The 25,953-nt window shown below is 48.1% G+C and carries 23 protein-coding genes; 12 read left to right on the top strand and 11 right to left on the bottom strand.

The window, feature by feature from the left end; all coding sequences use genetic code 11:
* The first annotated feature begins 174 nt into the window (after positions 1-174).
* The gene (locus TX85_RS01310) at positions 175-1,113 is read left to right on the top strand and encodes an MraY family glycosyltransferase (protein WP_392391801.1); all 939 of its coding nucleotides are present in this window, start codon (positions 175-177) and stop codon (positions 1,111-1,113) included.
* An 85-nt stretch (positions 1,114-1,198) separates the two neighbouring features.
* Here the strand turns inward: TX85_RS01310 and tatA are convergent, their stop codons facing one another.
* Positions 1,199-1,399 carry a twin-arginine translocase TatA/TatE family subunit gene (gene tatA / locus TX85_RS01305; protein WP_044477333.1) on the bottom strand — a complete coding sequence of 67 codons (201 nt, stop codon included), beginning with the start codon at positions 1,397-1,399 and terminating at the stop codon, positions 1,199-1,201.
* Positions 1,400-1,488: 89 nt separating this feature from the next.
* Here tatA and ytaF point away from each other — a divergent pair, with 89 nt between their 5' ends.
* The 3 genes from ytaF (at position 1,489) to TX85_RS01290 (ending at position 3,534) form a co-directional block, all read left to right on the top strand.
* Positions 1,489-2,136 (top strand): sporulation membrane protein YtaF, encoded by a 648-nt coding sequence (ytaF, locus tag TX85_RS01300; protein ID WP_324607075.1) that lies wholly within the window; start codon positions 1,489-1,491, stop codon positions 2,134-2,136.
* 146 nt (positions 2,137-2,282) lie between these two features.
* The gene (locus TX85_RS01295) at positions 2,283-3,215 is read left to right on the top strand and encodes a hypothetical protein (protein WP_044477330.1); all 933 of its coding nucleotides are present in this window, start codon (positions 2,283-2,285) and stop codon (positions 3,213-3,215) included.
* Entirely contained in the window at positions 3,178-3,534 is a 357-nt protein-coding gene (locus TX85_RS01290) for an NHLP leader peptide family RiPP precursor (protein WP_316244863.1), read from the top strand. The genes TX85_RS01295 and TX85_RS01290 overlap by 38 nt, the downstream gene beginning before the upstream one ends.
* Positions 3,535-3,581: 47 nt before the next feature.
* Here the strand turns inward: TX85_RS01290 and TX85_RS01285 are convergent, their stop codons facing one another.
* From TX85_RS01285 to TX85_RS01270, 4 genes are all read right to left on the bottom strand, one after another.
* Positions 3,582-5,507 carry a sensor histidine kinase gene (locus TX85_RS01285; RefSeq protein ID WP_233500581.1) on the bottom strand — a complete coding sequence of 642 codons (1,926 nt, stop codon included), beginning with the start codon at positions 5,505-5,507 and terminating at the stop codon, positions 3,582-3,584.
* A 235-nt stretch (positions 5,508-5,742) separates the two neighbouring features.
* The gene (locus TX85_RS01280; protein ID WP_044477328.1) at positions 5,743-8,964 is read right to left on the bottom strand and encodes a hypothetical protein; all 3,222 of its coding nucleotides are present in this window, start codon (positions 8,962-8,964) and stop codon (positions 5,743-5,745) included.
* A 13-nt stretch (positions 8,965-8,977) separates the two neighbouring features.
* Complete coding sequence (locus tag TX85_RS01275; RefSeq protein ID WP_044477327.1) at positions 8,978-10,318, bottom strand: glycoside hydrolase family 30 protein; 1,341 nt, start codon at positions 10,316-10,318, stop codon at positions 8,978-8,980.
* A gap of 72 nt (positions 10,319-10,390) precedes the next feature.
* Positions 10,391-11,398: a LacI family DNA-binding transcriptional regulator gene (locus TX85_RS01270; protein WP_044477326.1), complete on the bottom strand. Its 1,008-nt coding sequence runs from the start codon at positions 11,396-11,398 to the stop codon at positions 10,391-10,393.
* 200 nt (positions 11,399-11,598) lie between these two features.
* On the opposite strand from TX85_RS01270, the gene TX85_RS26970 reads away from it, so the two are divergent.
* Together TX85_RS26970 and TX85_RS01265 are read left to right on the top strand one after the other, a co-directional pair.
* Entirely contained in the window at positions 11,599-11,775 is a 177-nt protein-coding gene (locus TX85_RS26970) for a hypothetical protein (protein WP_187375120.1), read from the top strand.
* 81 nt (positions 11,776-11,856) lie between these two features.
* Positions 11,857-12,174 (top strand): hypothetical protein, encoded by a 318-nt coding sequence (locus TX85_RS01265; RefSeq protein WP_049894752.1) that lies wholly within the window; start codon positions 11,857-11,859, stop codon positions 12,172-12,174.
* 72 nt (positions 12,175-12,246) lie between these two features.
* Here the strand turns inward: TX85_RS01265 and TX85_RS01260 are convergent, their stop codons facing one another.
* The 4 genes from TX85_RS01260 to TX85_RS01245 all read right to left on the bottom strand — a co-directional run bounded on the left by TX85_RS01260 (position 12,247) and on the right by TX85_RS01245 (position 17,056).
* A complete protein-coding gene (locus tag TX85_RS01260; RefSeq protein WP_044477325.1) occupies positions 12,247-13,362 on the bottom strand; it encodes a Ger(x)C family spore germination protein in 1,116 nt (371 codons plus the stop codon).
* The gene (locus tag TX85_RS26650; RefSeq protein ID WP_044477324.1) at positions 13,359-14,507 is read right to left on the bottom strand and encodes a hypothetical protein; all 1,149 of its coding nucleotides are present in this window, start codon (positions 14,505-14,507) and stop codon (positions 13,359-13,361) included. The genes TX85_RS01260 and TX85_RS26650 overlap by 4 nt, the downstream gene beginning before the upstream one ends.
* Entirely contained in the window at positions 14,494-15,849 is a 1,356-nt protein-coding gene (locus TX85_RS01250; protein WP_044477323.1) for a spore germination protein, read from the bottom strand. Before TX85_RS01250 ends, TX85_RS26650 begins: the two co-directional genes overlap by 14 nt.
* Before the next feature lie 142 nt (positions 15,850-15,991).
* The gene (locus TX85_RS01245; RefSeq protein ID WP_049894751.1) at positions 15,992-17,056 is read right to left on the bottom strand and encodes a diguanylate cyclase; all 1,065 of its coding nucleotides are present in this window, start codon (positions 17,054-17,056) and stop codon (positions 15,992-15,994) included.
* A gap of 197 nt (positions 17,057-17,253) precedes the next feature.
* Here TX85_RS01245 and TX85_RS01240 point away from each other — a divergent pair, with 197 nt between their 5' ends.
* The 6 genes from TX85_RS01240 (at position 17,254) to TX85_RS01215 (ending at position 23,189) form a co-directional block, all read left to right on the top strand.
* A complete protein-coding gene (locus tag TX85_RS01240; RefSeq protein WP_044477322.1) occupies positions 17,254-18,012 on the top strand; it encodes a threonine/serine exporter family protein in 759 nt (252 codons plus the stop codon).
* A gap of 28 nt (positions 18,013-18,040) precedes the next feature.
* Entirely contained in the window at positions 18,041-18,487 is a 447-nt protein-coding gene (locus tag TX85_RS01235; protein WP_044477321.1) for a threonine/serine exporter family protein, read from the top strand.
* A gap of 76 nt (positions 18,488-18,563) precedes the next feature.
* Positions 18,564-19,355, top strand: coding sequence for an SDR family oxidoreductase (locus TX85_RS01230; RefSeq protein WP_044477320.1), 792 nt, complete (start codon positions 18,564-18,566; stop codon positions 19,353-19,355).
* 137 nt (positions 19,356-19,492) lie between these two features.
* The gene (locus tag TX85_RS01225) at positions 19,493-20,989 is read left to right on the top strand and encodes a spore germination protein (RefSeq protein ID WP_233500580.1); all 1,497 of its coding nucleotides are present in this window, start codon (positions 19,493-19,495) and stop codon (positions 20,987-20,989) included.
* Between the two features lie 9 nt (positions 20,990-20,998).
* Entirely contained in the window at positions 20,999-22,087 is a 1,089-nt protein-coding gene (locus TX85_RS01220; protein WP_044479718.1) for a GerAB/ArcD/ProY family transporter, read from the top strand.
* Entirely contained in the window at positions 22,077-23,189 is a 1,113-nt protein-coding gene (locus TX85_RS01215) for a Ger(x)C family spore germination protein (protein WP_044477319.1), read from the top strand. The genes TX85_RS01220 and TX85_RS01215 overlap by 11 nt, the downstream gene beginning before the upstream one ends.
* A 9-nt stretch (positions 23,190-23,198) precedes the next feature.
* On the opposite strand, the gene TX85_RS01210 is transcribed toward TX85_RS01215, so the two are convergent.
* On the bottom strand, positions 23,199-24,347 hold the full coding sequence (locus TX85_RS01210) for an SGNH/GDSL hydrolase family protein (RefSeq protein ID WP_044477318.1): 1,149 nt from the start codon (positions 24,345-24,347) through the stop codon (positions 23,199-23,201).
* 36 nt (positions 24,348-24,383) lie between these two features.
* Complete coding sequence (locus tag TX85_RS01205) at positions 24,384-25,946, bottom strand: histidine kinase N-terminal 7TM domain-containing diguanylate cyclase (protein ID WP_044479717.1); 1,563 nt, start codon at positions 25,944-25,946, stop codon at positions 24,384-24,386.
* Positions 25,947-25,953 lie beyond the last annotated feature (7 nt).

Here is a 25,953-nt window from a genome sequence, read left to right as displayed (position 1 = left end):
TGCATGTGGTTCCTTAATTCCTTATATAATGTACCATAAATATGCCGGATTATCGATGTTATGCCCCTGCGCGCGACATGAATGTTCGACAACTTTCCCAAATGTTCTTATAATAGAGCTAGCTAAAAAACTTGCTTGTGGTGGTGACTAATCATTTTATACCTATACTCGTTCTTGCTATCGTTCCTGATTGTGTACTTTCTTATCCCGCCGCTTGGCAAACTTGCCTTCCGCCTGGACTTTGTAGACAAGCCTCGCGAGGATGTCGAGCGCAAGCTGCATCGCAAGCCGATCCCGCTGACTGCCAGTTATGCCATCTTTATCGGCTTCTTCTCATCCTATTTGCTGCTGACAAGAGACTTCTCCTATGAGACCGGAGCATTGTTCTTGGGGGGAGTGTTATTGCTCGCCATTGGAACTGTGGATGATTGGTACAAGACCAAGGGCAAGGACTTTCCCGCTCTCCCGAAGTTTGCCGTTCAAGTCTCGGCTGCGATACTGGTATTCTTCTCGGGGATTTCTTTTACGGGCTTCGTAAATCCATTTAGCGGCGACTATGTCCTGCTTCCGATCTGGCTGCAATTCATCCTGACCATTCTCTGGATCTTCGGAGTAACTACGGTCATTAATTTCTCGGACGGCCTGGACGGCCTCGCTGGCGGCTTATCGGCGATCTCCGCGGCTACCTTGTTTATAGTCGCCTTAACCAAGGGACAAACGACATCTGCAATGCTGTCTATTACGCTAATCGGTGCGGCGCTTGCCTATTTGCGTTACAACAAACCGCCTGCGAAAATATTTATGGGCGATGCCGGGGCAACCTTCCTGGGCTTTATCCTTGCCGTAATTGCTCTGGATGGCGCCTTCAAGCAGGCCACCGTCTTGTCGTTATTCATTCCTGTCCTTGCACTCGGAGTTCCGATTTTTGATAATTTATTTGTCGTAATCCGGCGCTTCCTGCAAGGGAAAGCCATCTATGAAGCAGATGCAAGTCAGGTCCACTATCGCCTGCTTCGAGCAGGCTTAAGCGGCAAGCAGGCTGTCATGTTCCTCTATCTGATCAGCACCTGTCTGGGTCTCTCTTCAATCATACTTCTACTCCTGCAAGGATGATCAGGTCTTAGATCGGCACATCATAGAAACAGGATGTCCCCAACCAGCAGAAGATACTGCTTCGGGACATCCTGTTTTATTTCGTTCAAGATTTGTTTGTCTCTTGCACGGGCTGGGCTTCCTGCGATTTCTGTTCATCCTCTTCTCCGCGTGCACCCTTCTTGAATTCCTTAAGCATTGTTCCAAAGCTTCGCCCCAATTCCGGAAGCTTGCTCGGTCCAAATAACAGCAATGCGGCAATAATCAGTAACAGTAAGTGAGTAGGTCGCAACAAATTTTCAAGCACGTTTGTCACCTCTTCGCCATATTTTTGTTAAAATTATACTACACTATTCAGATAACGTCGACAAGAAACCAATTCCTGCTTCTGGGCATATGCTGTGGCATCAAGCTTGCAAAGGAGCGAAATACATGGATATGCTCAGCCTGTTGGCTGCCATTATTATCGGATTGGCTTCTAACCTGGATAATGCAGGAGTCGGAATTGCTTATGGAGTTCGAAAAATACACATCCCCTGGTTCTCCAACCTAATGATTGCTCTCATTTCTTTCCTCGCGACATTACTGTCTGGTATGTTTGGAAATTGGCTAGCTATATGGATCCACCCCTGGATTGGTCAATGGATCGGAACCATTGTCATTGTCTCCGTAGGAGTCTGGGTATTGCTGCAGCCCTATGTGGAGAAGAAGCAGGCCATGAGAGAGCAGGATGCCTCTGTGTTAACCCGACTGCTCCGCAACCCTGAGGAGGCCGACCGAGACAGTTCAAAGACATTAAGCCTCGGAGAGTCTGTTCTGCTTGGCCTAGCGCTTGCAATGAACGCACTTGCCGGCGGATTCAATGCAGGCATCACTCATCTGAACATCTGGCTCACTTCACTATTTGTCGGCGTATTCAGCTATCTTCTGCTTGCCTTTTGTGCCGGACTGGGAGAGAAATATGCGGCCGATAAATTAGGAAGCCGAGCAACCGTCGTCTCCGGATTACTCCTTATTCTTATAGGTATTCATCAAATCCTCTGAGCCCGCCAGGAGATTGTTCCTGCAGGCTCTTTTCTTCTATGAATCTGGGACGGGGATACAAATTTAAGTTTTAACGGAGTTCATGGTATTCTATTCTTACACATATAGATTTCCAGACCGGCCAATTTAGAGAGGAGGTTCATATCTTGAAATGGCTTTCAAACTATGAAAAAGAGCTTGACCTAGCCTTCTCCGAAGCTGAGTCGATTCTGTTTCAGCTTCCCGTTCCTTTTAGCAAGCAGGCTGTAGATTATTTAGACAGATTCCATGCGCTGAAGGAGCATCGTTCCAAGAACTACATATGCTACTTACTTCCGTTCTGGCTTCAGTCTTATGCCGGAATTGATCGGGAGACATGCCGCCGTATTGCGGTAGCTAACTTATTCAAGATGATGTATTTTCATTTAGTTGATGCCTGCATGGATGATCCGGATACAGACGTATCGCAGCAGCTGACACTGGCAGAATTCATTCATATTGAATTCATTAGTGCTTATCAAGAATGTCTGAAGGATCGGGCACCCTTTTGGGTCTACTATAAAAAGTATGTCTCCGAATGGGCTGCTGCTGTATCCACCGAGAAAGTTGCAGACTTTTACTATGAGAACCCGGTGCGATTGGGGCATAAAGCAGCACCGGTTAAGTTGAGCGTGGCTGCCTCCATGATTCTTGGCGGGCGCGAGCAAGAGATTGACATGTTTGAGTCAGCCGTTGACACGGCCTTGGTGACGCTTCAGCTTCTGGATGATTGGGAGGACTGGGAAAAAGACCTTGACCAAGGCAGCTATAATTCCCTGGTCTCTGTCGTACAAGCCCAATTAAACCTCCCCTCAGGAACACGCCCTTCTCCGGAGGAGATCAGAGACGGCATGATGGTCCATGATGCATTAAGCGAGCTGTCAGCCCTGGCCAATCGCAACCACGAATCCCTCGAAGCCATCAAGAACCTGGCGCCGGATCTCTATCACTTTCACTATGATCTGGTCAGGAACCTCAATGAAGGGGCGCAGGAGGTCATAAATAACAGACGTATGCTGCTCAATGGGGGACTCGGGTACTGGCTCGCAAAAAACATCTAATATTGCTAGATTAGTGGGTATTATGGTATACTTAATAGGAAAATATAACCATTTTAATGGAAAGGGTGATCTTATGACAACAAGTGCTCTTCAATCACAAGTTATTGAAAAGGCTTGGCAAGACCCTAGTTTTAAGGCAAAGCTTCTTGCAAATCCTAGAGAAGCAATTCAAGAGGCACTGGGAATTGCTCTACCAGAACACATTAAGATTAAAGCTGTTGAAGAGAATTCTGACGAATTCTACGTCGTTTTACCGCCAAGCCCTTCCAAAGCGATTAAATCCGACATCAAACCGCAAGTTATTTGGGGTGAGTGGTAATATAAGCTAGATAGATAGGGAGTAGGTAGACAGGAAGTTTCGAATCCTTATGCAGGATCAACTGCGGGGAATCGAACAATAGCTTCCGTTCCTACTCCCTTTTCACTTTTGAACTCTATTCTGCCTTGCATTACTTCGATGATTCGGAATGTCACCATCAACCCAAGCCCGGTTCCCTTTGTTTTATTCGAAAAGTAAGGCTCCCCAAGGCGCGACAGAACTTCTTCCTCCATACCTTCACCATTATCCTTAATATGGATGCACACTTCCCCTTTTTGCTCATACGCCCACACCTGTATTTCACCTTCGCCATGAAGGGATTCAATACTGTTTTTAATAATATTGATAAAGGCTTGCTTAAATTTCGAGGAATTCCCCTTGATATTCAAATCCTTTGGGATTTGTACAGTTATTCTGCCCCCCTGCAAATTAGCCATCGGAATTAAAATGCCTTCAATATGAATAAACTCATTCAATACATTAAGGGCAGCAACTTTACCTACTTCCGGTTTAGCAAAAGTCAGAAAGTCCGTAATGATATTGGAGGCTCGATCCAGCTCCTCCAGCGCCATGCTCAGATAAACCTTATCGCTCGAGTTTTGCTTGGCTACAAGCAATTGAAGGAAGCCTCGGGTTACTTGGAGCGGATTGCGTACTTCATGCGCAACAGAAGCCGCCAGTTCACTGATAATCTCCATTTTTTCCGAGCGCTGCAGTTCGTTATTAAACATTTCCAATTGCTTTGAGTATTCAACAATCCGTTCATGATTACTTGCAAATCTATTACCTAAAATAATAATCAGGGAAATCAGAAAACAGACAATCCCCCATTTCCAGATAAAGAGTTCATAATTAGCTGACTTAAAATAGAACCACAGTAGTTCACCCAGGCCTAAAAATGCAAATATTCCAAAACCACACGAAAAAATAATCGCTTCGCGATTTCCCTTGATTGTATATCCTGTTGAAATAACAATGATCATAATAAATTGGATTATCATGATAACGCTCAACAATAATCCAGAAAAAAGTTGATATATGCTGTAGAAATAGTTATTGCTGGCAAAATTAATTAGAAGCAATGCCACACAGAGTGTCGAGTAAACCACTTGGAACTTCCGAAATTTAGTAACAATAGACTTATATCCCTTCCCAAATATCCCTTCAAAAAACAATGTAAAGGAAGGAAGCAAAACGAGTAACCCCAAATCAAAGAGCGCCACGTAAATATTTCCTAACGAGCCGTACAATGAGTATAGGAATGATGAATAAGTGATTACAATAGTCCCGCTGGATAAAATGACCAGACATAATGAAAACCAGCCAGACATATTTTCATTCTTCAGGAAGAGTGAGCATACCAGCATGACAATTGCTATAAATATCAGGGCACTGCCAATGATAAAATCGAGAATATTATTTTTAATGAACGATCTTTGTAGTTCTTTGAACTCACCTGCTTGAACAGTCCCTATGATTCCAATCCGTGTAGGTGAATCAATTCCGATATAAATCGATTCTCCTCCATCCGATTGGTTCAAAGGAAGCAAGATCGTATTGACTCCGTAATTAAAATCCCTTCTTGACTCATAAATAAGCTGCTGATTCTTTTTGATAATAATTTCTCTACCTAACACCTTTTCAAATAAAAGGGCTGGCGAGCCAGATTCAATCTTAGGCAGATCCATCCTTATCCATTGAACCGTGGCTCCTTCCGGTCGCTCAGGGACCTGGTCAGAGGCCTGAACCTCCGTCCAAGGCTGAGTGGCCTCCAGTTCTTCAGTGCTGATTTGAGAATCTAGATGGTCCGTCCAGGTAATCTCCCACTCAGTAATAACCTGCTCATTTATATTATCCTTCTCCGGGACTTCCAAGAGAACTACGAAAAAGATGAATATACCTAGCACCATAAAAATCGAAAATACCTTTAGAAACCCCTTCATTCCAGCACCCCTGCCAAAATTTTTATGCATACCTCTTACTTCGATAATATGATCAAAAATACCTTTATCAACTTCAATAATATGGTAAAATTACGAGGTTTTATAGCTTTTATACAACAAAATTATTTTACCTTTAATGGAATATTAAATCCATGAATAGTTTTATCGATAAAAAATCTACCTTGCCAAAATAAGAGAGAGCCTTTCAACCTGATGCGTTGAAAGACTCTCTGATTTATCGGCAGATGATACCGAATTTAAAGACTTAAGCCAGTTCTGCTGTAATGGATTCTACCAAGCCATTACGCACAGCTTCAGCCAAAGTACCTGTAATGGCGTTACCGTCAATCTGAATCTGCTGTCCATCTCTCTTCACTACCGTCATCCTGCAGATCGCAGCTGCGTTTCCTCCGAAAGTATCACGACGATCCAGATTGCGGTACGTGACTAATGTGCTTCCCAGGAAGGTAAAGGATACTTCTCCCTGATCATCAAAGAGCCATCCCGGCAATGCAGGATTCAACTTCAACTGCAATTCTCCGTCAGCCATACGGAAAATATGCTTCCCGGCCATCATCATCACCCACATGCTGAGGAATTCAGCGGTCGAACCGCTGAGTCTGGCGACGAATCCTCTGCCATGAACCTCCGGATCCGGGTTGACGCTTGGCGCGATAAAGGAGGAGTTCTCCAGGGTGCTGCGACCATACACTGCCGGATCCAGGAACGGGATCAGCGATGTTTTCATCTCCGCGAAGAAGGCTTCCTTCAAGCCATTCTTAAGCAAGGAGAGCAAATACTTGTAGCTCATATGCAAGAAGATGGATTCCCGCTCCAGCCAGCCCGGCGTAAACGCGCGAATGCGGCCGATCTCATGAGTCTCTTCATCAAGGCTCACCGAGGTCTTGTACATGCTAAGCTTCTTGTCGAACAGATCACTGCTGCGAATCACTTCATAGGCTCTCTGAGCCTCTTCCGGATCCTCAATCGTCTTCATCCAGCGTGCCGGTCCTTCCAGGAAGTACGGCAACGGCCGAACCGCAAACTTCTTCACGGTAGCCTTAGGCAGACCGTATCCGCTGATCTCCGCTTCTCCCTGCGCATTCAGTACCGGTTCAAATTCCGTGGCTTCAAAGGCAAAATAGGTCGGTGTCAGGCCGTTGCCCAGCTTAACCGCCTCGGCAATCCCCTGATTCACTTTGCCCAGCATCTTCAGAACCGCATCCTCCAGCTCTGACAGGCTCAGCTTGCGCTCCACTCCGCTGATGCCAAAGCGAATCCGATCCCGGTATGCCTCGCGGGCTAATGATGTTTGATCCCAATAGGCGAAGGAGTCCAGCTTGCCGTCCAAGTGGCTGCCGAGCAGCTCTTTCACTTGATCGAACAAATCGGCGATTTCCTCCGGAACGTCTGCCGTATATGCTCCGTACTCCCGGACGACCTCCAGCACAAATTTCAGCATCCGCTTCAATTCGAATGTCTCGCTCATGCCCGATCCGAACAATCCAGGCAAACCGTTCATCGCATCGTTCCAGCCCGGCTTGTTGCCTTCCATTTCAATTCCCATGCCGAAAGGATCCAGCGTTGCGAACTTGACAAGGGACAGCGACAGCACCTTCACGAACAGGTTGGTCTGATACACCTCTCCGCTGCCGTGCGCCGTCTTCAGCCAGTTCGTGCCCTTAGGTGAAATGCCAAGCTTCTGCAGCTTCTCCTCATCATGCACCAATGAACCATATTGGCGCACCTGCCCGTGATTCAGCACATATTTTTCGCTGCGCGGCAATACTCTCGCCGGACTGTCAAAGAAGGTGTAGTCAGCCTCTTCAAATAACAGCTCCGCCTTACGATCCGGGAAAATATCCAGATAGCTGTCAATCAGATCCATATTGTACGTCCAGTGGTCCGACCAGTATCCTTCGCCGAAGTTAGCCTCAATATTTTGCTTGGCCAGCGAGAACACGCCCGTGAGGAATTCCTCGTCGCTCACATTCAGTCCTACTCCATGGCTGGCAATATAAGAAATCAGCTTGCCGGGCGTGAATTTAGCGTGACATAGCGCTGCCAATTCCTCACGATGATTCTGAACAGCCTTGTCCAGCCAGACGGACAGTTCGCCGGACCGCTCCTTCTCGACCTGGAAGCTCGTGCCTTCAACTCCCAGCGGGTTATAGCCGTCTGCCTGCATCAGACTAAAGAATGTCTTGATATTGAACGTGCCCACTCTCGGATTAAAGTAAATATCGCTGCGGCGGTTTTGGTTGGCATCGCGGAAGTTGCCGTTCCCCTGCGAGTAATACTCCGGCGCAATGGAGAAGAAATTATAATCCCGCTCAAGATCCCCGTGCTTTCTGGAATAGAGATGGATCACAAAGCCTTCCTTCCCATTCTCAAAAATAAACGGATAGCCCCCGCGCAAGAAATTATCGAGATAATTCTGCTTGCAGTAGGCATCAAAATGCGGCATCGAGGTCTTGGTAGCAATATCGGCCGTCAGGTTCTCAGTCAGCTCCCGGGCTTCCGCGAGCTTCTGCTCGACATAAGCCGGCGAGGAAATATGCCGGGCTTTTTCATTCAGGCGCTCCACACTGTCAAAGTGGCCGATCAGGGTGTATACCTGCTTCGTCTCCCCCGCGGTCAGGTCAGCTGAAATTGCAGAGAAGCCGCAAGGGACCTTATTCTTGCAATACTGCGGTTTCTTAAGCAGCTCCTGGATCGATGAATCAGCAAATCCGTCGGGATAAGCGAGCGAAGTGTTCGCTCCAAATACCAATTCAAAGTCTGCAATAGGCGAGAAGCGTCTTCCTTCTTCGTCAAATGACAGGTAAAAATGACCGCTGCGCACTTCACTGACTTCCGCTTCGTCATGCGTACTGGAACGGTTGCGGTAATAGGGGATGCCCTCCTCCAGGTTATCGACTTCCATCCAGCTGCGAAGCAGGTTGCCGATCTCCTTGTAGCCGGAGTTCTCCACACCGAACGGCAAGATCTCAGGCAGACCGTCGAGCATTTCGAGACTTATAGCCTCTCCGGAAATATTGGTCAGTTCTACTTTACGAACCAGTGCGGCGTAATCATCATTCGGGATGTGGAAATAAGTAACCTTGATCTGCAGTCCCTTCGCTTCATTGCGCTCCTCGATCACGAATTCATTCGCCGAAATGCGCATCGTGCGTTTGGCAGAGGCATCGGGATAAGCGTTCTGGGACGGCTCGTAAATCAAATCCTGATCCTTAAGCTTCACAAACGTCCGGAAGCCCTGCATGGATACCGATTGATAAGTGATGTTGGCAGGCGAAAATTCCATGATCGGACTGTTCTTGTCCCGAATTCCGAAGCTGCATACGCCTTGACCGCGGTTTACATAGAAGGTCCACATCGGTATACCCTTGAGTCCGGCAAGGCCCGGCAGGAAGCTCGAGAATGGCTTCGCTTTATCAAACTGTTCAATCACAAATGTTTCTTTTTCAAAACCGTATTTTGGCATGGGATTCATCTCCTTATGGCTTAATAAGATAGGTTGCGATCGAATGAGCGGACAGGTGATCGGATACGGAATCGGCACCCAGCTCCAAAGTAAAGTCTTGCCCCGCATCTCCTTCGTTCTGGACAACAACAGCAATGCTTCCGTCCTCATTTTTAAAGGCAGTCATGTATAGATTCGTAATGTCCGATTCCAGGCCAATCCGCACCGCTCCCGGACGAATGTACTTGCTGAAGTGGCCGATGTAGTAATACGAGCTATTATAATGAACCGTATCCGTAGTCGTATCAGCGATAATCGGAGCATCACACAAATTGTTCACATGATTCGGCCCGCCTGTCTCATCCAGCACCAGATTCCAGTCCAGATATCCTTCGGTCCAGTTGTTCAAATCACCGATGATGTTGCGTCCGTAGCGTTCGCCGGTGAACCATTCGCCCAGCTTGACGCCGCCCTCCTGGCAGCCTTCTGTAAAGAGCAGATGCTTGTCGGGGAACAGCTCATGAACCTTGCCCACCTCCTCAAAGGCTTCGCTGACATACCAATGGAAGCCGGTGCCCCATACATACTTGGCTGCTTCCGGATCAGACAGCACAGCAGAGGCGCGTTCCACGATCAGATCCCGGTTATGGTCCCAGATCAGAATGTTCACGTCTTCCAGTCCTTCGCGATGCATCGTCGGGCCAAGATGATCTCGAACGAAATCCCGCTCCTCTTCCCCGCTATAAATACAGGAATCCCAGGTCTGTACAGCCGCCGGTTCATTTTGCACCGTAATCGCCCAGATAGGCACCCCTTCTTCACGGAAGGCCTTAATGAATTTAGTATAATAAAGAGCCCAGGCTTCTCTGAATTCCGGCTTTAACTGGCCGCCATGATTCATTTCTCCATTCGTCTTCATCCAGGCGGGCGGGCTCCAGGGAGAAGCCAGCATCGTAATGTCTTGGCCGGCAGCCTTAGCAGCATCATGGATGAGCGGCAGCACCCATTTCCGCTCGCGGGAAATATCAAAGGTCTTGAGCTCGGCATCATTGTCTTCCACATACGTATAATTGCCCAAAGCAAAATCACAGCTATGAATATGCACCCGGCCAATCGTATAGCCGAGGCCTTGTTCGAGATCAAAATATTTGGAGATGACCTCGGCTCTCTTCTCCGGACTGATCCGGGAGAGTGTGTAGGCCGTTGCCTCCGTAAAAGCGCCTCCAAAACCAACAATGGATTGATACGTCCGGGCAGGATCCAGCTTGATGTGAGCTTGGCCCTCTGCGGAATTAACTCCGGCTGCCAATTCGCCTTGATAGGCCAGCCGTTCTCCGGAATCCCGGGAGGTTAGCACTTTCTTCCACTTCGCCATGCAAGAATCGCTCCTTTTTCATTTTTCGAAACCGGTTTCGACTTTACCAAAAAAATAATTTATGCTGTCAATTTATTCAATGGCTCGGCAAGAGTCTCTGGCAACAAGCTCTACCGGGATCACTTCCGAAGAGATCGTCGTACCGCCTTCTATTGTATAGATTAACATGTCGGCTGCCCTATTGCCAAGGGCATGGGTGTTCTGGCGAATCGTTGTCAAAGAAGGGGTCAGAAAGCCGGCCATTGCAATGTCATCAAAGCCGATGATAGATATATCCCCGGGGATGCTCAGGCCATGGTCCTTAATCGCCTGCATCGCGCCAATGGCCAGATTATCCCCGGCAGCAAATACCGCCGTCGGAGAATCAACCGCTTGAAGCAGCTGTTCCATCGCAATTTTTCCGCTCTCAATCGTATAGTCATAGCTTCCTTGTATGATGTGTTCCTCACAAATAGGAAGTCGGAGCTCCTGCATTGCTTGAAGGTAGCCTTGCATACGCTTGACACCGGCAAAAGTGTTGCCCCCGCCGATGTGGCCGATCTTGCGATGACCAAGATCATACAAATATTGAACAGCACGAATCGAGCCGTCCAGATTATCGGAATAGACCGTCCCCTTGATCTCTGACTCCTGATCAAGCAATACCATGGGAACATCCGAACCCAGCAGCTCTGTAAAGTTCGGATCACTGTAATCCGGCAGAATACCGACTACTCCATCCACACCGCGAATTTTGCAATGCTCCAGATATCCGCTCTTTTTGCCGCCAATATCCTTGGAGATGAACATTAAATCATATCCGCGCGAGGTCGCGACCTTTTTGAAGCCTTCAATAACCCCTGCAAAATAAGGGTGCAGCATGCCAATGCCCGAGGACTCGTTATAGAGTATCCCAATCGTCCAGGAGCGCTTCGTGGTGAGCGAGCGGGCATGTGCATTCGGCAAATAGCCAAGCTGCTCCGCGGCCTCCAGAATTTTACGGCGAGTCTTCAGGCTGACGTCCGGGTAGTCATTGAACACCTTGGATACGGTGGTTGGAGAAAATCCGGTTAATTTGGCAATATCATAAATCGTGATCACTTGGTCAAGCCCTCCTGCAACAAGATCAACCTAAAACCGTCCGCGAGTTTATGTGTGACATTGTAGACGTCACGCTCCGCTAAGTCAATACTTTGTTTCACAGGCCTGGATCCCGTTTATTAAGTAGACAAACGGATGAAGACGAAGCAATGTGCTGATAAAACGGCTTCCACACTTTACACTCTGAAGGAGGAATAGCAATGTATGATCCGCACGAACGCAACGAGACAACCAATGTAGATGTAGAGCGCAAAGAGGTGCAGCACAGATCCGAGCCGAGCATGGTAGCAGCAACCTTCATCAAATATGCCGCCTACATCATTCTCTTCTTCGGCTTTTTATACTTTATCGTCAAGTACGTATTCCCTAAATTTTGAGTCTCCACGCGTTGATTTTCCCGAATCAGGGCAAACTTCAACTAAAGCTGAAGCATCGCTTACACAAGGAGATGACAAATCATGCCAAATGAGGATTTTATGAAGGAAGAAAGCGACTTTACCTATGACCGTTACCTTATTCAACGCGATTACCGGCCTGAGAATGATATACCTGCGGATGATCTTCTGCCTCACGATACGCGAATTACGCAAGGAATCAGCGAGTCTGACGAAGGTGACAACGAGGACTACACTGCGCTGGACGATACAGCTCTGCCCAATGTGCCCGACGCGGATGCGGTTCAGCCGGGAAGTCCCGTTGACGGGAGTGCGCCGGACCCGGATGCGATGCCAGGGATTGACCTGCTGAACGGCTTCGATGGTGATGAGAACTCTTAATCAACAAAGCTGCGTTTGAGGGGGCAACGTGTGAAGATCACTTCACACGTTGCCCCCTCAACGCAGCTATTTTTAGCGAATCAGCCCGGTATACTTCATCTTCACATCCGCCTTGACTTGAAATTCAAGCTCCGGATAGAGCTCCTTCCACTGCTGAACCTCCTGCTCATTATTCCAATTTCTTGAGAAATAGCGGAGCCCCCATCCCAGCGGATCTACCCCCAAGCCTTGAAATTTTTGACACAGAGCCTTGACATCCTTCTCCCACTGCTCATTTGCCGCACGGGATACCTCGCGTAATACCGGTCCTGTAACGGGGATTCCTTCATCGTTCATTTCAATCGTTCCACTTCCGCTCACTTTATAACTAACCGTAGCCTTTCCAGCTTTGGCAGGGTTAATTTTATATTCTGATTTCGAGGATTCCAGATAATAATCATAAGCATTCCCTTCTGCCATGACTCGGAAGCTGGTAATCAGATTTTTGGTCGCCAACAGATTGAACAGTCGGGTCTCATCAGGTGTCAGCGTACCCACCATCTTGGATTTGTTGAATACAGCCAGCTTGTTCACGACAAGCATATCCGGGTCCTGGGTATGCACAACTGGCATGATTGGATCAATCCCGTGCTCTGTCATCTTCCTGGCCAGGTCAAATGAGTATACCGTATGGACAAACGGCGATTCGCTGCCATCCTTGCTTAGGGAAAGAATCAGGGCATTGCCCGGCACTCTTTCCGTTTTCGGTTGCATTTGGATCACTTCCTTGGCATTGGGAACCCCAACTGCACAGTACATAATCAATTGAAGGTCACGCCGACGGGTCGTCCAGTCCAGCACTGCAGCGATATTCTCCTTGGCTAAGGCCTGCCCGTACACAACAACCTTGCAGTGGCTGAAGTCCAGCTCCTTATCAATTTTAGATTTCATTAGCCGTACGGCCTCTGGAATGCTGGGAGCCACTTGCGTAATCATAATGGACTCCTGAGTGCGAGCGGTAGGATCTCCTTCCGGCAAAGCGGTCTTTAAAGTAACTTCATAAAGATGCTTGGTCTCCGGGTCCTCGGGACGATCCACGCCAATCGCCAGGACAAAGGAACGCTTGTCAATATCCTTGAACTGACATCCGCTCAATAGCGAGACCAGCAAGCCTATCACGCATAGCTTAGCCCACAGGCTTCTTTTCATCTTCTTGCACTTCTCCTTTTTTTCCATACCAGAAGTATCAATAACAGGATCAGGGGCATTTCCGAGAAAAACCGAAAGTTTAAAAACCACTGACCTGCCTGAGCCAATTGAACTTGGTTGAGCTCCTCGACCAAATAAATCATGATCGCAGAGAGCGTAAAGAGAATTACCGCTTGGATCCATCGACTCTTTCTCGTCTTTTTACCTGTACCCTTCTCTCCGTCCTCGGACTCCCCTTTACTTTCCTTTCCGTTGAAGCAGCCCTTGAACAGCTCCAAACCAACATGCCAGTAAATCACTACCGTAACAAGCGACATACTGAGATAGGTGATGTAAAACAAATACACAACCCGTTCAACAACAAACGTCTCCATTCGTAAAGAATCCGCAGTTGAGAACCAGCTATAGACATGATCCTCTACTCCGATCGTACCGTGATACCCAATCGGCACCAGCAGGGCAACCAGCAGAATAAGAAGCCCAGATACGGGAACCAGCCAGAAATGGCGCAGCTCGAGCTTTAGATTCTGAAAGCTGCGATTGAAAATCGCCAGATTTACATATCCGGTAAACGCAAAGCTGGCTCCGGCAACCGTAACCAGCTTAGGCTTGGTCCATAAATAGGTGAATACCTGCAGAACCGAGTCCCAATTAAATGCGGGATTGATCAAGGCCTTGACTAAAATGAACACCATTGCAGGCAAACACAGCATGAGTACGGTCTCTATTGCATACAAAATGGAGGTTGCCTTAATACGACTGGCTCCGACCACCAGAATCAAAAAACCTGTCATGACAGCTCTCCCCCGTATATCCGGGCTGATGAAGCGAATCGTGATATCTACGAAGGACAACAGCAGAATACATCCCGCAATAAACCAAAAGATAGAGTATAAGATGAGGAGAGGAGTTGCTGCAGCCCGGGGTAAATAAGTATTGAAAATTTCCGGAAAGCCCTGTCCCTCAAACTGGATAATCAGGCGGGTGAAAATATACATTGTTAAGGTGCAGTAAGCAACCGCAAGCAGAATCGACCAGAATACGCCGTCGAACCTGGTGAGAATAAGAACTCTCGGTACAAGATTGATAATATTGATAACCATACTGATCATAAACAGATAATAGTAGTACCTACGACTTACCATGCTGGTGCCCTACCTTCTCCTTGGATTCCCACAATGTTAGTCTGAAGTAGGGTTTGCCGAAGCTGCGGACATCGGACAAGTACATAATGATTCCGACCACAGAGATCATAATGCCTACTATTCCGAAGAGCATCGCCGTCAGAATAATAATGTACTTGATCACACGGATGGTGTAGCCCATCATACTCAGCGGAATCACGAAGTTAGAGATTGCAACGGCGGATACGAGAATGATCATAATATTACTAACAAGCCCTGCCTGGGTAGCTGCCTGTCCCAGAATCAGCCCACCTACAGTGGTTGCGGTCGGGCCAATCGCTTTGGGCAGGCGCAAGCTTGCTTCGGTAAGAAATTCCATCATCAGCAGCATAAAAAAGACCTCCATAAAGGATGGATACGGAACGGCCGCACGGCTGCCTGCAATTAGAAGAACAAGTTGAGACTTCAGGATTTCCGGATTGTAAGATGCAAAGGTGACGTATAGCCCGGGCAAGGTCAAGGTTATAAACAATCCGACGTATCGAATCAGCTTCAAGAACTGACTGACAAGAGGAATTTGTATTTTATCATCCATCGCCGAGAAGAAATCGGTGAATACTGCTGGAGCAATAATGGCAAAGCCGGTCGTATCCATCAGAATGGCAACCTTTCCTTCTGTCAGGTTGAGTACAACCCGATCCGGACGCTCTGTCACGACCATATTGGGAAAAATCCTGAACCGGTGAGGACTTATATATTTCTCTAATTCTCCGGCAGATTGCAAGATATCGATTTTAACCTTTTTCAGCCGGTCTTTTACTTGTTGGAGTACGCTCGAATCCACCCGCTTCTGATCATAGACGATCGCGATAGCCGTTCTGGACAGGCTCCCCAGTGTCATCGTCTCAACCTTCAATTCTGAAGTCTGATACCTGCGGCGAATTAGATTCAGATTCGTCTCAATACTCTCACTGAAGGCCTCGCGAGGCCCTTGAACAATCGCTTCATTTATCGCTTCTCCGACACCGCCGGACTCCACCTTCACCGAGTTAAGCAAATAACTGTTAGGGCCGATACTGACTAAGGTATAGCCCTCTAAAATTCCTTCAATCAGTTTCTGCAGATCATCCGCTTTACCTGTTCCGGGAAAGGTTGCTATATACGCTTCATAGGCTTGCACATCATCCATCTCATAACTGGGAACTACTACATATTGGTACACCAGGTTCGAGTTAGTCACACTTTTCAAATATTGAAGCTGAATTTGTGAGGATGCGCCCAGCGTGATCTCCTCGTAGTCCGATTGCTCGGCCAGCTTCTCTCTCAGCCAGTTTGCAGCATTGCTCGCCCGATGAGTCGTCATTCCCGCAGCCTCCTACATTCATCTGTACATGCCACTATTTTGCCAAATGACCCCACATTCATGCATAACGACAAAAAAGCGATACAGGGAATCCTCCCTATACCGCCAGTTTCCAGTTCTATTTCATATTGCAACTGATTCTTCAGCATACCCGGTTCCGGCCCTCCGATTTGGCACGATAGAGCGCCTGGTCTGCTTTGTCAATCAGATCATGCTCCGGAACATCCGGATATGTCGCGCTGCCCGCAGAAATCGTCATCTTAAGCTCTGAGCCGTCCGGCAATAAGAATGGGTTAGACTCCACATTTTGCCGCAGACGCTCTGCAATGCCAAGGACTTTATCCGCGGCGCAGTTGTCCACAATGACCGCAAATTCCTCCCCGCCCTTCCGGGCAATATGATCGCCGGGCCGGAAGGTGTCCCTTAACACATCCGCCAATTGCGCCAGAACCGCATCTCCTGCGGGATGGCCATACGTATCATTTACCTTCTTGAAATGATCGATATCAATCATAACCAGTGAAAATGGAGTATTATACCGCTTGGAGGACAGTATTTTTTGCTCCATCATAAATTCGAAGGCTCTCAGGTTGGACAATCCCGTCAAGAAATCACGGTTTGCCGCTTCGCGCATAATTCTCAAGGAATCATCCGACTTGCGCAAATATTGAAGCATCATGAAAGTAAACAGGCCGGAAATCAGATAAAGGGGAGTAAACATTCCGATGGTAATCCAAGGCCTTTCCTGAAAAATAACATAGATAAGAATGACACTGGAGCATGCAGAGCACGCCAGCGCCCACCCCCATCTGGGAAAAGACAATTTCCGGCGCTGGATCAGCAGAATGCTGAAGAGGAAGGTGATCAGAATATTTACAGCCCCCAATATGGAAGCAAGATTTAACCCATTTAGGAAAAACAACCGGTAAATCAGAATCAGAACAGCAGAAATCAAACCGGAGAGCCATCCTCCCATATAGACAGACACGAGAATAGGAAGCTGACGAAAGTCAACATAGGCCGTTTGGCCGCTATAAAACCCGGAGTACATCAGGATAATCCCGAATACACCCAGAATAAAGCCAAGTAATACTTCAGTCTCCCATTCCTTCTTGGGATACTTCTGCTGCCATATTCCCCATACAATGTTTCCAAAGAACAAAAACGTCGTCAAAATCGTAAAGTTATAAAACAAGCTTTCAAGCATATTACGTTCCCTCTCAATACAAAAGACCTTACCATCAGCAAGGAAATAATACACAAAGCATAACATATCAAACGCCATAATTCGACAATTTAAAATAATTTTCGACATTCAATGACATCAGGAGATATTTGTGGATGATTCCGCTTTTTGTAAGGCTAATGTATAATGTCCCATAGTAAGCTAAGGAGGTCTGTCCTATGGAAGAATCGCTGATTCCTCCCGATCAGGAGCCGGTGGAGATCTGCCTGCTGGCAGGAAAAATCATGCTGCAGAGCGGTGCAGAGACCTATCGGGTTGAAGATACAATGACCCGACTTGCGGCTTCGCTCGGCCTGCCCGGATCGCAAAGCTATGTAACTCCAACCGGGATTGTGTTTCAGTCCGGAGAAATGCAATGGGCCAAATTGATCAGAATTGTCGAAAGAACCACGGATCTGGAAAAGGTAGCTGCTGTGAATAATGTCTCACGACAGCTAGGCAATGGTACCCTTTCTCCGGAAGCTGCATATCAGCAATTAGTTCGAATTGATACGTCCAGGCATGCTTATCCGCTGCCATTACAAATAGTTGCCGCCGCTGTAGCCAGCGGCTGCTTCACATTTATGTTCGGAGGAGTCGGAAAGGACCTCCTTCCCGGCATTCTATGCGGAGGACTGGGATTTGCAGCCTTTCTATGGCTTCATCGGCTGGTTCGGGTCAAATTTTTTGCGGAGTTCACAGCCTCATTGATGATCGGAATCGTCGCTTATCTGTTGGTTCAGACCCAATTGGGAACAACCTTGGACAAGATTATCATCGGGTCCGTAATGCCTCTTGTTCCGGGGCTGTTGATTACGAATGCCGTGCGTGATTTGATGGCAGGACACCTGGTTTCCGGCTTGTCCCGAGGCGCAGAAGCCTTTCTCACCGCCTTTGCCATCGGGGCAGGGATCGCGGTTGTATTCACGGTGCTCTGAACATTATTCAAGATCTGGAGGAATAAGAATGAGTCTAGTGCTGCATTGTCTAACCAGCTTTGTTGCCGCTGCGGCCTTCGGCATTCTATTCAATGCCCCGAAGCGTACGCTGCTTCAATGCGGGATATCCGGGATGTTGGGATGGGCAGCCTACTACCTGCTTACCGCTCCCTTCAATACGATTTTTGCTACCGTTAGCGCCACCTTTATAGTAGGATTGGTCAGCCTAATCTTTGCACGAGTCTATAAGGAGCCTGTCATCTTATTCAGCGTATCCGGGATTATTCCTTTGGTTCCCGGCGGACTTGCTTATGATGCCATGCGCAATTTTGTGGAGAATCAATATGATATCGCCGTTCAATTAGCGGCGCAAGCGTTCCTTATCTCCGGTTCTATTGCGATCGGACTGATTCTGTCCGAAGTGATGAATCAGATTGCAAAGAGCATTCCAATCAGACGTGCTCCCCGTCTTTGATTGATTCAGGGATGCTGGTTCGGGTAGTTAATTACTGAACCTATAACCATCCGGGATCAGGAAGGGAGAGCTGGCTATGAAGCAAGTTCGTTTGAAGGATCAAGTCGCTGCCGTCACCGGAGGGGGCTCCGGGATCGGCAGAGCGGCGGCAATAAGGTTTGCCCAGCAGGGGGCCAAGGTCTATATGCTTGACCGGACGCCAGAGGAAGCGGAAGAAACGCGCAAGCAGATTGTGGATGCCGGCGGTGAGGCGAACGTCATTCCTTGTGATATCTCCAAGCCGGAAATGATTGAGCAGGCGTTCACCCGAATTGCTGAAGAATCCGGCTCTGTTCAGGTCATATTCGCCAATGCCGGGATCAACGGCACCATGGCTCCGATCGAGACCATGGAGATCGAGGATTGGGACCAAACGATGGATATCAATTTGCGCGGAACGTTCGCTACGGTGAAATATGCAATTCCGCATATGAAAGAGCACGGCGGAAGTATTATCATCACAAGCTCTATTAACGGGAACCGCGTCTTTTCCAACACTGGATTCTCCGCCTATGCTTCGACTAAAGCAGCTCAAGTCGCCTTCATGAAGATGGCTGCACTCGAACTGGCTCAGTACGGGATTCGCGTCAATGCGATTTGTCCTGGAGCAATAGAGACTAATATCAGTGACAACACTTATCCATCAGAGGATATGAAGGAAATTAAAATTCCCGTGGAATTTCCCGAGGGGAGCCAGCCGCTGGAGAAAGGCCCCGGCAAGCCTGAGCAAGTAGCTAATCTCGCCCTGTTCCTCGCCTCGGATGAATCATTCCATATTACCGGAACAGAAGTATATATCGATGGTGCGGAGTCTCTCCTCCGCGGATGAATAAGAGGTACCATCAAAAGCGGCGATGCCATGATTCTTTACGGCTCCGCCGCTTTTTGCTTGAACCGGAAGATCTCTTTGCATAAACTTCCCTTTCCATCACATAATACCTAAAAATTGCTGTGGAGGGGATAGCCATGTCCATGCTCCAATTCATCAGTAAGTGGGTCCAGGCCAAAAACAAAAAAAGCGATCATAGCGACAGCCCGCAGGGCTCTCCTCAAGCCCCGGGCGCCCTTACTTTACAGAATGTTCAAGAGGAATTTAAGGATTGCAGCGACCTGACTCACTACACCATGCCCGAACTCCAGGCAGATTTGCTGTTCTTTGCTCATCAATTGGACGCCCAGGCGTATGAAAGGGATGTTCTTCGTCCTTTGCTGAATATCAAAAGGGAGGAATTGGAGCAATTGCTCCGGCGCTCGCAATTCATTGCTGCCGAGGATGCTGTCCAAACCGTTCACGGAATTCTGAATGGTTACGTGGCTCTCTTTCTTCCTCAGGGGGTGTATCTGGTGGATGCTTATGGCCCGGAGAAAAGGTCCATCGAGCAATCCGAATCGGAAAGCGCCATCAACGGTCCGCACGATGCTTTCAATGAATCGCTCGGTACCAACTTGGGACTGATCCGCTCCAGATTAAAAAGCAACCGGTTGAAGGTACTCCAATATACGGCTGGTGAACTCTCCAAGACCAAAATTTGTGTGCTCTACATAGACGGAATAGCTGACATGGAATACGTCCGGGAAATGGAGGAGCGGATTAAAGCCATTGAGTTCAGTTCATTATATGACGGAACGATGCTGACTCAGCTTATCGATGATTTTCCAAACGCTCTGTTTCCATTGTTCCAAACCTCGGAGCGGACGGATATCGCAGTATCCAAGCTGAATGAGGGGAAGCTTGTGTTAATCGAGGAGCATAGTCCCTCGGTGATTATCGCCCCCTCCTCCTTTTTTGAGTTCTTTACCACGCCGGATGATTATTATAATCGGTGGGTAGTAGGATCGGCTTTACGGGTTCTTCGCTACATAGCGTTTCTTATTACCATATGCTTGACGCCTTTATATGTCGCAATCACAACCTATCACTATGAGATGATTCCCGAGAATCTGCTTATTTCCTTGACCGAATCCAGATCCCGCGTCCCGTTCCCTCCCATAATCGAAGCTTTACTGATGGAAGGAACCATCGAAATGCTGCGGGAGGCAGGGGCGCGCCTTCCGACCAAAATTGGACAAACCATCGGTATCGTTGGCGGTATCGTAATTGGAACGGCAGCCGTACAAGCCGGGTTCACGAGCAATATTCTGATCATTTCTGTAGCCATGTCAGCCATTGCTTCCTTCGTGGTTCCCAGCTATATCATGAGCGGCTCCCTCCGGCTTGTCCGGTTTGGTCTGCTGATTCTGTCAGGTATGCTGGGGAACTTCGGTTTTTGCGCAGGCATCGCCCTGATTATTATCCATTTAGCCAAATTAACAAGTCTGGGCGCGCCTTATACAATACCGGCTGCACCTGTCAAGCTCCGGGACTGGAACGATATCTTTATTCGCGGTCCGTTCTGGGCCTTGAACAGACGCCCCTCCCAGACGCGTTCCACGAATGTTAGCCTGAATAAGATGAAGAAATAGGTGATCCCGTTGGCACAAGAAAAGCTTCATCGTTTTTCCATCGCCATGTTGATTTTCAATACCCAGGCAGGCGTCGTGCAGTTCACCCTTCCCAGGACGATTGCCACTTATTTCGGAACCAACGGTTGGATCATCCTTATCCTGGTCTACCTGATCGTCGCGCTTAACATCATGCTGATCAACGCAGTATACCGTCTGGGTAAAGGGAAGTCTTTATTTGATATATTACAGGGGGGACTGCCGCGCTTCATGCTTATTCCGGTGTATCTGGCTGTGGGAAGTCTCTTTGCTCTGATCGGATGCCTTGTCGTCAAGCAGTACGTGCTGATCTACCAAATGATCATCTTCCCCTCCACCTCGGACTTGATGCTAAAGATATTTGTTGATATCTTGATTTTTCTGTTTGTCACCAAAGGAATCTACAACATGTCCAAAGCCAACCTCCTGATGGTATTCATACTCCTGGCAATCGTTCCCTCAGGCTTTATGATGCTGGGCGACTTTGATCTGCTTCGCCTTTCTCCCTATGTGTTCAAAGAGGGCCGTGACTGGCTGAAGGGATTTGCAAGTGTGTACGCGGCATTCATGGGGTACGAGTTATCGATCCTCCTGTTTCCCTATGCCGAGAAAAACAATAAGTGGCTTAAGTATGTCCATCTTGGCAACAGCATCTCGCTGTTGATCTATTTGTTTGTTGCCTTACTGTGCTACGGATTCTTCAATTATCACGAGTTAAAATATTTATCTTTTCCGATGCTGGACATGTTTGGCTATATGCAATTTCCCTTTGTCGAGCGCATTCAGAATTTTATCTTCAGTCTGTTCCTGTTTAGTATCATTGTAACCTCAGGCATGTACTTCTGGTCGAGCCAGCAAATGTATTCGGCCGTCTTACCCAAAGCCCCCTGGAAACTGCTGCTTTTCCTGATCATGACCTTGGCTATAGGGGTCTCCTACATTCCAAAGTCGCTGATTATCGTTGAACAATGGTTCGATGTACTTAGCCTGTTTGAGATTGGGGCAGCCATTGGATTACCGCTGCTGGCCTTATTAGCAATCCTGATTCAGAAAGGGAGGAGTAAACGTCATGCATCGTAGGGTACGGATCGGCGTGCTCGTGCTAATCTTCCTTACCATAGCGACAGGATGCAGCAAGGACAATAATATCCTGGAGCGGGCAGGTTATGTCCGGACGGTGGGCTTTGATGCGGAAAAGGGCGACATGATTCGGGTCACTGTCAATATTCCTATCATTATTGCGGAAGCGAGCGAGACGCAGCAGCAAGAAGAGATTTTCTCCAAAATCGTGCGAAGCAGCAAGGAAGCACGAATTCTAATGCAACGAAAAACCAGCCGTAAAATGGTTAGTGGGCAAATCAATACGATTCTGTTCAATGAGGAACTGTCCAGAAGAGGGTTGTGGAGTCATATGGACACCCTGCTTCGGGATTTCACCATATCCAAGCGGACAGAAATCGCAGTTGTGGAGGGCGCAGCGCGTGATATTATCGAGACGCATTTGCCCGGCCACTCCCGAACGAACCAATATATTGACCGGCTGCTGAAAAAAGAGTTTGAAAATCAGACGCTCCCCCATGTGCTGCTGCATCATTTTTGCCGGGACTACTTCGATGAAGGACGCGACCCGATCACTCCGGTTCTCACGAGGTCCGACAAAGATCTTGAGGTCAACGGCATCGCCCTCTTCAAGAAAGATCGCATGGTCGGCAAGCTGAGCGCTTCGGATATTTTTTATTTCTCCATCATGTATCACGACCAGAACCGGGGAGAATTCACACTCGGTCTAAACCGCCCTGAACTGTACAGCATTTCATTTCACGCCATCAACAACTCCACCCGCAAAACCATCAGCAAAACGCCCGAAGGGAAATACCGGGTGGAGATTAAGATAGATATTCACGGAGGAATAACAGAATACATCGGAAACCTGAAGATGAGCACATCTGAACGCGCCGAGCTGGAGCAAATTCTGAGCCGTCATATCGAAGAGGAATGCAACCGCATCGTAAAGAAGATGCAGCAACTCGGAGTAGACAGCATCGGGATCGGACAGCATATACGAAATAAAGTCAGCTATAAAGAATGGAGAGCCTTCTATAAAGACAATTACATCCAGGATATGGATATCGTCGTTCATACAAGCTTCAAAGTTAAAAACTTCGGCAACTTCTTCTATTAATCGCTTGGATTAATACCAGCGCAGGAACGCCTCGGCAATCCTTGTGCCGGCAAGACCGTTAGGATGCGGATCAAATTCCGAGCTCATATACTGCCGCTGCAGCAGATGTTCATGCGGAGCGGGTTGGGACAGAACCTCCGCAATATCAAACACACGGTCCACACCACTCAGGCTTAACCCGCGGATCCGTGCATTGACCGTGCGCCAGATCTGTTCCCGCTCCTCCACGAAGTTGAACGGTGGTACGGTGCATAAAATGATTTTTACATCAGGATTATGGTTCTTCAAACGATAGATTATATCCTGAAGATCGGAGAGCAGCTGCTCGGCGGTACGGCAGCCAATATCGATATCATTGACCCCCAAGCAGAGTACAATCTTGTCTTTTCCCTGCTTTGCCTTTCTTAGCCAAGCCGTATCCGTTGCAGCATCATAGGCTCTCGCCCAGCCGGAGCCAAGATTCCATACCCCGCAAGCGAGGCCAAGTTGATTCGCGATTTTTGCAACCCAATAGTCATATTCATCCTGAGCCGTGCGTACGCCCTGCGTGATGGAATCGCCAAAGAACACCAGCTCCTGTACGGTATCCTTCTCATAACCAATCCAGGAGGGGAGCACGAGCAGATTGTCCGATTTGCGAAATCCAGCCTCATTCGGCTGAGACGCCCGGATCCCCGGGGCATCATAGGCTGTCACAAGCATCTGCTCTGTATTATAAGGAATTGAAGCGCCCGGTCCAGCAGAAAGGGTCCAGCTAAACATCAAATCATGCCCGTCCGGCAAGCAGATTTCAACAGGATCACTGTAGAACTGTTCTCCGGGAAGCACATCCCTCGTGCTCTCTCCTCCAAAGGTCAGATGTACGAGCGTTCCTTCCTTGTAACTGCAGTTGCGGTCTCTTCCTCCATCTGCAATACAGGCAGCTTCAATACGCCATGCCCCGCCTTCGCGTCCGGCCCAGGCAATTGTTCCCTGCTCCCAAGTCGAATCCACGGTATTCGAGAAGCCGAAGCGCAGCTTCAATGTTCCTTGCTCTCGTAGCCGGATCACTGTGCGATAAGTGTGGGTAAAAGGCTCCTCACGCACCATAATAAAGTTGGACGTCGTAGCCACTACCGTTGCCGATGTATATCCGTTCAAGCTTTGCGATTGCTCCATAACCTCATATCCCTTCAATATTAATAGCAAAAATAACTAGGAAGCGGTGCTTACGCGATTTCGGCCGTTCTTCTTGGATGCATAGAGCGCTTTGTCCGCCTCCGTAAAGATACTCTCCAATGGAGCGCCATCCAGACGTGACTCCGCCACGCCGAAGCTTGCCGTGATCCCAATCTCTCCGGCAGCACAGTTCAGAGGGACCCGTTCAATTTCCCGGCGAAGCTCCTCCGCACACAGAGCAGCCTCCCGCAGGTCCAGTCCAGGCAGAGCAGCCACGAACTCTTCTCCCCCATATCGGCCCAATATGTACTCGTTAGCGAGCCACTCCTTCAGGATTGAGGCGATATGCCGAAGCGCTAAGTCGCCAGTATCATGACCAAAGAGATCATTGATCCGCTTGAAATGATCGATATCAATCATCATTAAAGAGAATGGCCGATTATTTCGATTGGCCACCTCCAGCTCTCTTTGGCTCTCTTGCATGAAATAAGTTCTGTTATATATATCGGTAAGCCCATCGTAAGTAGCCAGTCTGCGAAGCTCCTCCTCCAATCGCACTTGCTCGGTCACATCCAGGACTGTATATGTACGGCCTACAAACTGGCCTCTCCGGTTAATGACCGGTGAGGATTGAATTTTGTAATGGCAAGCCTCATGACCGATATTCCAGCCAACTTCCTTGATATGAGTCAGTTTGGAATCCGGGTAGAACTCAAAGATTTCTTCATCAAAATCCTCAGTCAGCCGAATCTGGTTGACCGGTCTGGCGATAAAAGCTGCCTGAAGCCCTGGAATCATCACCTCTGCTGCGGGATTATAATCGGCCAGGAAGCCTTGTGGATCAACAACTAGTACCCCGTCCCGCATACTATCAAAGATATACTCCCTAGCCACCGGAGAGGCGACCAGCAAGCCGGAGGTTCGAATCGCCCACATATAAAAGAAAGAGGTGATCCACATAATCAGCGGTACCGGGTCCATTTGATAAGGGGTCAGACCCATTAAGTAGATAAATGCGGCTACCCACGGCAGGGCAAAGCCGATAAACAAAGCAATCAATTGGCTGCGGAGTACATTTTTACGGCGGTTCCAGTACCGGAGCAGCAAGAAAATTCCCGTCAGAATGCAACTCACCGTATAGCTGCCATGAACGATGTACCATTCACCCATATTCATGTCCATCATCAGTGACGGCGCGTCTGGATTCAGATAGACGTCTTGGTAGAACAAATGATGATATTCATTGGTCAAGACGAAGAGAAAGGTTAGCGCCGGTATGACCAGCAAAAGCATGATATTCCGCCGAGTGACGTACTTTTCCATTCCCACATAATACATAACTAGCGCCAAGCTCAAAGGCGAAATAAAGGGCATGCCCAGATATTCAAATTTGACCCAATACATGATCTCTTCCAGCGAAGTACTGGCAAGCTCCATAGAGAATCCAAACGAATAAATGGCCGAGCAGATTGAAATCCAGAAGAATAGTCTAATTCCCGAATAACGATTGCGATTGACATAGGAATAAATGGTCAACAGCACGCTAAGCACGCCGGACAGAGCAGCCAGGACAATAAATATGCTTACTGAAGAATTCACGATATTC

This window comes from Paenibacillus antibioticophila, from assembly GCF_000455265.1.
Taxonomy (GTDB): Bacteria; Bacillota; Bacilli; order Paenibacillales; family Paenibacillaceae; genus Fontibacillus; species Fontibacillus antibioticophila.
Note: the sequence above shows the minus strand (reverse complement) of the source record. Positions and strands in the feature narration are given on the sequence as shown.